The organism is Bhargavaea ullalensis (genome assembly GCF_042432615.1).
GTDB lineage: Bacteria > Bacillota > Bacilli > Bacillales_A > Planococcaceae > Bhargavaea > Bhargavaea ullalensis.
In genome coordinates this window covers 36449-42923 of record NZ_JBHLWY010000033.1, presented here as the reverse complement: position 1 = coordinate 42923, position 6475 = coordinate 36449, and the positions used below count along the sequence as shown (strand labels likewise).

Genomic DNA, 6475 nt, shown 5'->3' with positions numbered 1-6475 from the left:
CGACGGCGCGAGGCCTGCCTCGCAGAGTCGGCTGGCTTATGACCGAAGGTCTGGCCCGCGTAGCTGGACAAAGAAAAGCAGAGCGGACAGCTCTAAGTGCGAAACACCCGCTCTAAGTGCGAATCTCTCGCTCTAAGTGCGAATCTCTCGCTCTAAGTGCGAAATGCCCGCTCTAAGTGCGAATCTCTCGCTCTAAGTGCGAAACACCCGCTCTAAGTGCGAATTTCTCGCTCTAAGTGCGAAACGCTCACTCTAAGTGCGAATCTCTCGCTCTAAGTGCGAAATGCCCGCTCTAAGTGCGAACCGCCCGGTCTAAGTGCGAATCTCTCACTCTAAGTGCGAACCGCTCGCTCTAAGTGTGAATCTCTCGCCCAAAATGCGAAACTCGAACGAAGCTGGATCAAAGAAAAGCGGGACCCTTTGTGAATAAGGGTCCCGCTTTTTTTATATGTTGTACAAACCAACCGACGGAAGGGACCCGGTGATGAACCGAATTTTCCTTTTTTTGTTTTCCTACGGACTTTGCGTGATCACGATGTCTCATCTGGTCCTGTTCCTGAATTACCGGGCGCTGGGCCATTCGTGGGAGAGCGTGTTCCGATATATCGTGTCGACGCTGGATTTCAAGATCATGGTGGTGGCGCTGGCGGTGCTGCTCCTTACCGTCTCCGGCCGAGCCCCATTGCGGCTTCCATCCGGGAAAGAGTAGCCGATGCGATGGCGCCCGCTTTTTCCGCGCCTTCATCCAGGATGCGGTCCAGCTTTTCGGAATGAAGCAATTCGCGGTAGCGTTCCTGGATCGGGGCGAGGTGGTCGATCACCGCTTTGGCCACACCGGCTTTGAAGTCGCCGTAGCCGCTGCCTTCATATTTCCGGACAAGCTCTTCCACCGGAATCCCGGAAAGAGAAGCTTCAATGTTGAGGAGGTTGGAAACGCCCGGCTTGTTCTGCTCGTCGTAGGAAACGATTCCTTCCGAGTCGGTGACTGCGCTCTTGATCTTCTTTTCGATCTGCTTCGGTTCGTCCAGCAGCGTGATGACCGCTTTTTTGTTTTCGTCGGATTTGCTCATCTTCTTCGTCGGTTCCTGAAGGGACTTGATGCGCGCGCCGTGCTGCGGCAGCCGGATGTCGGGAACCGTCAGCGTCTGACCGTATCGTTTGTTGAAGCGCTCCGCCAGGTCTCTCGTCAGCTCGACGTGCTGCTTCTGATCATCGCCGACCGGCACGATATCCGTGTCGTAGAGGAGGATGTCGGCGGCCATGAGCGGAGGGTAGGTGAGGAGCCCCGATGAAACCGCTTCGCGGCCGTCGGACTTGTCCTTGAACTGGGTCATCCGCTCGAGCTCGCCGATGTAGGAAATGCACTGCATGATCCAGCCCGCCTGCGCATGTGCCGGAACTTCCGACTGGATGAACAGCGTCGCCTTGTCGGGATCGATGCCGACCGCGATGTAAGTGGCCGCAAGCGCCCGGATGGCTTCCTTCAGCTTGTCAGGGTCCTGCGGCATCGTGATCGCGTGCTCGTCAACGATGCAGAACACGCAGTCATATTCGTTCTGGAGTTCCGTAAACTGTCGGAATGCCCCGATGTAGTTGCCGAGGGTCACCGTACCTGTCGGCTGCACACCCGAGAAAATTCTCTTCATCTGAAAAACCTCCTGAAAATAAAAAAATCACCAGCCATCCCATCGAAATTGGGACGGATGATGTGTCATCAACCGCGGTACCACCCGCATTGCCTGAAAAAAGGCCGCTTGAACCCGTAACGCGGGCGGACGGGGCCGGCTACTCGAAATTTCACCGGCCCTGCTTTGGAGCCCATTCGGCGGAGGGGCCGGCCTGTTCTCACCGGCCACAGGCTCTCTGGGCGGCTGCCCTCCGCTTACTCTTCTCCATCTTCGCATTTGGTCAACTGATTTCCTTCTATTATATAGCGGAGTTCCAAATGCCGCAACTGTCGACTGAATGTTTCCTGAAATCCTTTCTTCATAAACCGGGAACTGGTAGAATGAAGGCACCGACAAACAGGGGGGTGCCCGATATGAAGATGAAGTGGATGGCTGCCGCCGTTCTTGCCGCCGGCCTGGCAATGCCGGCCGCCGCATCGGCAGAAATGGAGCGTCCGGCGGATTTTGAAGGGATCAGCTACGGGTTCGAGGATTTTGACCGCGGCTTGATCTCTTCGTCGAAATTGTTCACATATGATTCCGGACTGACATTCGAGTATCCGGATGCAGTGAGGGGAATTTACCTGACCGGACACTCGGCGGGCGGCGCCAAGTTCGAGCAGCTGGTGGACCTGGTGGACAAAACGGACTTGAATGCGATGGTCGTCGACATCAAAGATGACTTCGGCTACATGACCTATGAGCCCGCACCGGATTCCCCGCTTGCCGAAATGGGAATCGGGCAGCCGTACATAAAAGATCCGAGGGCCATGCTGGAGCGGCTCGAAGAAAAGAAAATCTATCCGATCGCCCGTATTGTCGTCTTCAAGGATACAGTACTTGCCGAGAAGCGGCCCGAGCTTTCGTACACGGACGGCGGGAAGGTATGGAAAAACGGCCGTGGCGAGGCATTCGTCAGCCCGTTCCTAAAGGAAGTATGGGACCACAACGTTCAGATCGCCATCGAGGCGGCAAAGATGGGCTTCAAGGAAGTCCAGTTCGACTATGTCCGCTTCCCGGAAGGATTTGAAAAACGGGCAGACACACTCGGCTACACATTCGGGGAATATGAAAACTCGGAGCTAGATCCCGTCCAGCGCCGCGTTCAGGCCGTAACCGACTTCGTGGCTTACGCGAAAGAACAGCTGGAGCCGTACGGGGTGGACGTGTCGGTGGACATCTTCGGATATTCGGCGACGCTCCCGGAAGCACCGGGCATCGGCCAGAACTTCTCCAAGATTTCCGAGAATGTGGATGTGATCTCGTCCATGATCTATCCGAGCCACTGGACTTCATACTTCGGCATCGCAAAGCCTGACCTCGAGCCGTATAAACTCGTGGCCGAGTATGCAAAAGTGGAAAATGAAAAGTTGGCTGAACTGAAAGATCCTCCGGTATCGCGGCCATGGCTGCAGGACTTCACGGCGTCGTGGCTCGGTTCCGGCAACTATCTCAAGTACGGCAAAGCTGAAGTGGAAGCACAGATCAAGGCGCTCAATGATTCGGGCATCGATGAATTCCTGCTGTGGAATGCCGGCAACCGGTATACGGCAGGCGTGGACTACACGCCTTGAATCTAAAGGGTCCGGAATAACTGCTCCTGAAAAAGGCATGCTCGGAAATATTTTTCCGAAGCATGCTTTTTTTCGTTTACCTGCTGGAGAAAAGGGAAATATAAAAAATAGAACGGAACTTATTGCCTGCATAAACGTACTAATAACTAAAGGAAGATGGAACGGCCGTGATTTTCAATCGGCATAGCTTAAATGAGAATGAACGATTGCCGTCATGCTGTGTCTATCCATTTTGGACAAGCAGTATAACAGCAGTGCAGCCGGACAAGAATCGGCAATCCGCAAAATATCGCGAATTTGTGAAGGCTGCGGGTGATTGCAAAAGTTTTTCCCCAAACGTGTATCGTCTTGGTCAGAAATGGTGTATAATAAAATCATGCTGAACAACATTAGAATGATTTTAATCAGAAAGACCTAATAAGCGCTCCGACTTCCTACCCATTTGAAAGGACGTGTAGTGGATGAGTGTCACCCTCTTTACATCGCCAAGCTGCACTTCTTGCCGCAAAGCGAAAGCATGGCTTGAAGAACATGAAATTCCATATACAGAACGGAACATCTTCTCCGAACCGCTCACGATTGACGAGATCAAACAGATTCTCCGCATGACCGAAGACGGGACGGACGAAATTATCTCAACCCGTTCAAAGATTTTCCAGAAGCTGAACGTGGACCTGGAAAGCCTGCCGCTCCAAACGCTCTATGAGCTTATCCAGGAACATCCCGGCCTTCTGCGGCGTCCGATCATCCTCGATGACAAGCGACTTCAGGTCGGCTACAATGAAGATGAGATTCGCCGTTTCCTCCCGCGCAAAGTGAGGGCCTACCAGCTTCTTGAAGCACAGCGGATGGTCAACTGAGCATAGCGACTGACTGACAGGAGAGTTCCGTGGAACCTGTCAGTCTTTTTGTTTTTTTCCTTGCTTTCCGTTGGGCCGTCCCATACAATGCTTATACTACTACCTCTAAATCGGTCCAGCGGGACACGCCTTTCCACTCTTTGCCGGGCCGGCATATACTAAAGCAGGACACTTGCCAACGGCGGAACGTTTCTTGATCAGCACGGATTTGCGGAGATTACCGTCGGAAGGGAGAGGTGCAACATGGAAATAGAACGGATCAATGAAAATACGGTCAAGTTTTTCATTTCGTATATCGATATTGAAGAACGCGGATTCACACGCGACGAAATCTGGTACAACCGGGACCGGAGCGAAGAATTGTTCTGGGAAATGATGGAGGAAGTCGACGATGAGTCGGATTTCGCCATTGAAGGCCCGCTCTGGATCCAGGTCCACGCGATGGACAAAGGGCTTGAAGTGACGGTTACCAAAGCCCAGGTCACGCGTGACGGCAAGCAGCTGGAGCCGCCGTTCGGCCAGGATGACCGGAGACGGATGTACGGCCAGGATGAATCGTCCTACGCGGACCTTCATGACCTGGACCAGTACATGCCGGAATTCCGCCAGGAAGAAGATGAATGGTCGGATGTCACGTTCAGCGTCGGTGACTTCGATGATCTCATTCCCCTTTCCCAGGTGTTGAAAGGGGAACCGCTGCGGACATCGCTTTATCTGTTTGAGGACCGGTATTACCTGCACATCGGCTTCGATGAACTTCCGGGAGACGAAGAGGACCTGGAAGACATCCACAGCATCCTGCAGGAATATGTCCGGCGCTCCAATGTCACGATCCACCGTCTTGAAGAGTATGGGAAAGTGATCATTGCAGATGATGTGTTCGGCACAATTTCACAACACTTCGGCTGATGAAACAGCCTTTGGACGGGGAGCCCTGCGCTTCCCGTTTTTTCGTGCGGACAACCGGGGTGGCGGTCCGTTTTTAAGTCCGTGCGCAGGGGAACCGTGAAATTGAAAGTTTTGTTTTAAAGCGGTTTCCGATGCCGAATTCAGAAATTGCCACGCTTTTCCCGCTCAAGATCCAAATTTGGCATCCGGACGCTCCCCAGCCCGGTTTGCCTGAATTCGGCCCCCCGGCTACAATGGGCGAAACGGGTGAAGGGGGACTGGATATTGCTGTCTGCCATGATGGATAACGGAATTCAGCTGATCCTGACAAGACAGATGACGAAGAGCACGCTGAGCCGGCTCAGGGAGGAACATCAATTTCACTGCCCGCAGTGCGAGGGAAGGATGTGGCTCAGGCTGGGGGATGTCCGGATCCCTCATTTTGCCCATAGGGCCGGATCGGAATGCCGGACGGAGTTTGCCGAAGGGGAATCGGAAACGCATCTGGCGGGCAAGCAGCTGCTTTATGAAATGTTCAGCAATCTGGGGCTGCCGACGGGGATGGAGACCCGGATCAAGTCGATCAACCAACGCCCGGACCTGCTCGTGGAAAAGGATGGCCGTCCGCATGCCATCGAGTTCCAGTGCAGTCCGATTCCAAGGTCTCTCGTCAGCAAACGGACCGAGGGCTTTCTGAGCCTGGACATCGGTGCCCACTGGATTCCCGCCACGCCGGGAAGCTGGGGCGGTCCGGGGCCGTCCGTCCGCATGCGCTCAATCCCGGACTTTATTCAAATCTTTTACCGGCATGACGGAACAGCGGGGAAGTACGTGATGACGTTCGATCCGCTGACAGCTCATTTTTATTATTTTAACCATCCGATGCATGTCAGCGGCCAGTCGTATATCGGAAAAACGGTCGCTTTGCCTTACACAGACCAGCACTTCCCATTTGCGGTACCTGCCCGCCCGGATCCGGATACGTTTCGCCGGTATCTGAAGGAATACGCAAAAAGGCGGAAGGCGTTCCTGGACAGGCGGATCCTCCTCAACCGGAAAGGCATCAATGATCCGCTGCTTCGTGCCTGCTATGAGAATGGAGTGATGATCGGCCGGCTGTCCCCGTATATCGGCGTGCCGACACTCCATGCGGAACGATATGCCGTACATGCGGCAGAATGGCAAGCCCAGTTCGTCTTCCTCCTCGCCTCGCATGGTGCCTTGGGCCGCTGGAAAAATCCCGGCATGATCGGGAAATTCCTGCGCAAGCATCCGGCCGACCGGGGAGAGGGGCGCCAGGCGGTCGAGGCTTATGCGCGGTTCTTGGAACGCTCCGGAATCACCACAATGGACGACTTGATGCGGCGCGAGGTACTTTCGGATGAATCGGTCCGGCTTCTCTGGAATGATTTCCTTGCCAACCAAAGTGAAAATTGAGAAAATGGTCATGTGATTTATTTTGGCAAGCGAAGGAAGGAGCATGTTT

At 54.1% G+C, this 6475-nt stretch carries 6 protein-coding genes and 1 other annotated feature; of the genes, 5 read left to right on the top strand and 1 reads right to left on the bottom strand.

The window, feature by feature from the left end; translation table 11 throughout:
* Positions 1-484: 484 nt before the first annotated feature.
* Positions 485-709, top strand: a complete 225-nt coding sequence (locus ACFFIY_RS08290) for a hypothetical protein (protein WP_354197011.1) — start codon at positions 485-487, stop codon at positions 707-709.
* Here the strand turns inward: ACFFIY_RS08290 and trpS are convergent.
* Complete coding sequence (trpS, locus tag ACFFIY_RS08285) at positions 660-1646, bottom strand: tryptophan--tRNA ligase (RefSeq protein WP_354197013.1); 987 nt, start codon at positions 1644-1646, stop codon at positions 660-662. The genes ACFFIY_RS08290 and trpS overlap by 50 nt on opposite strands.
* A gap of 46 nt (positions 1647-1692) precedes the next feature.
* Positions 1693-1908: a binding site (T-box leader), on the bottom strand.
* A 133-nt stretch (positions 1909-2041) separates the two neighbouring features.
* Here trpS and ACFFIY_RS08280 point away from each other — a divergent pair.
* From ACFFIY_RS08280 to ACFFIY_RS08265, 4 genes are all read left to right on the top strand, one after another.
* The gene (locus ACFFIY_RS08280; protein WP_354197015.1) at positions 2042-3241 is read left to right on the top strand and encodes a putative glycoside hydrolase; all 1200 of its coding nucleotides are present in this window, start codon (positions 2042-2044) and stop codon (positions 3239-3241) included.
* Positions 3242-3702: 461 nt separating this feature from the next.
* Positions 3703-4101 (top strand): transcriptional regulator SpxA, encoded by a 399-nt coding sequence (spxA, locus tag ACFFIY_RS08275; RefSeq protein WP_040227801.1) that lies wholly within the window; start codon positions 3703-3705, stop codon positions 4099-4101.
* Between the two features lie 243 nt (positions 4102-4344).
* Positions 4345-5010: an adaptor protein MecA gene (mecA, locus tag ACFFIY_RS08270; RefSeq protein ID WP_354197017.1), complete on the top strand. Its 666-nt coding sequence runs from the start codon at positions 4345-4347 to the stop codon at positions 5008-5010.
* Positions 5011-5289: 279 nt separating this feature from the next.
* Positions 5290-6426, top strand: coding sequence for a competence protein CoiA (locus ACFFIY_RS08265; RefSeq protein WP_446680573.1), 1137 nt, complete (start codon positions 5290-5292; stop codon positions 6424-6426).
* The last annotated feature ends 49 nt before the right edge of the window (positions 6427-6475 follow it).

What these genes read in the sequence shown, in the direction of transcription:
- ACFFIY_RS08265 (WP_446680573.1), top strand. Translation starts at nt 5,290, where the DNA reads ATGGATAACGGAATTCAGCTGATCCTGACAAGACAGATGACGAAGAGC.
- mecA (WP_354197017.1), top strand. Translation starts at nt 4,345, where the DNA reads ATGGAAATAGAACGGATCAATGAAAATACGGTCAAGTTTTTCATTTCG.
- ACFFIY_RS08290 (WP_354197011.1), top strand. Translation starts at nt 485, where the DNA reads ATGAACCGAATTTTCCTTTTTTTGTTTTCCTACGGACTTTGCGTGATC.
- trpS (WP_354197013.1), bottom strand. Translation starts at nt 1,646, where the DNA reads ATGAAGAGAATTTTCTCGGGTGTGCAGCCGACAGGTACGGTGACCCTC.
- spxA (WP_040227801.1), top strand. Translation starts at nt 3,703, where the DNA reads ATGAGTGTCACCCTCTTTACATCGCCAAGCTGCACTTCTTGCCGCAAA.
- ACFFIY_RS08280 (WP_354197015.1), top strand. Translation starts at nt 2,042, where the DNA reads ATGAAGATGAAGTGGATGGCTGCCGCCGTTCTTGCCGCCGGCCTGGCA.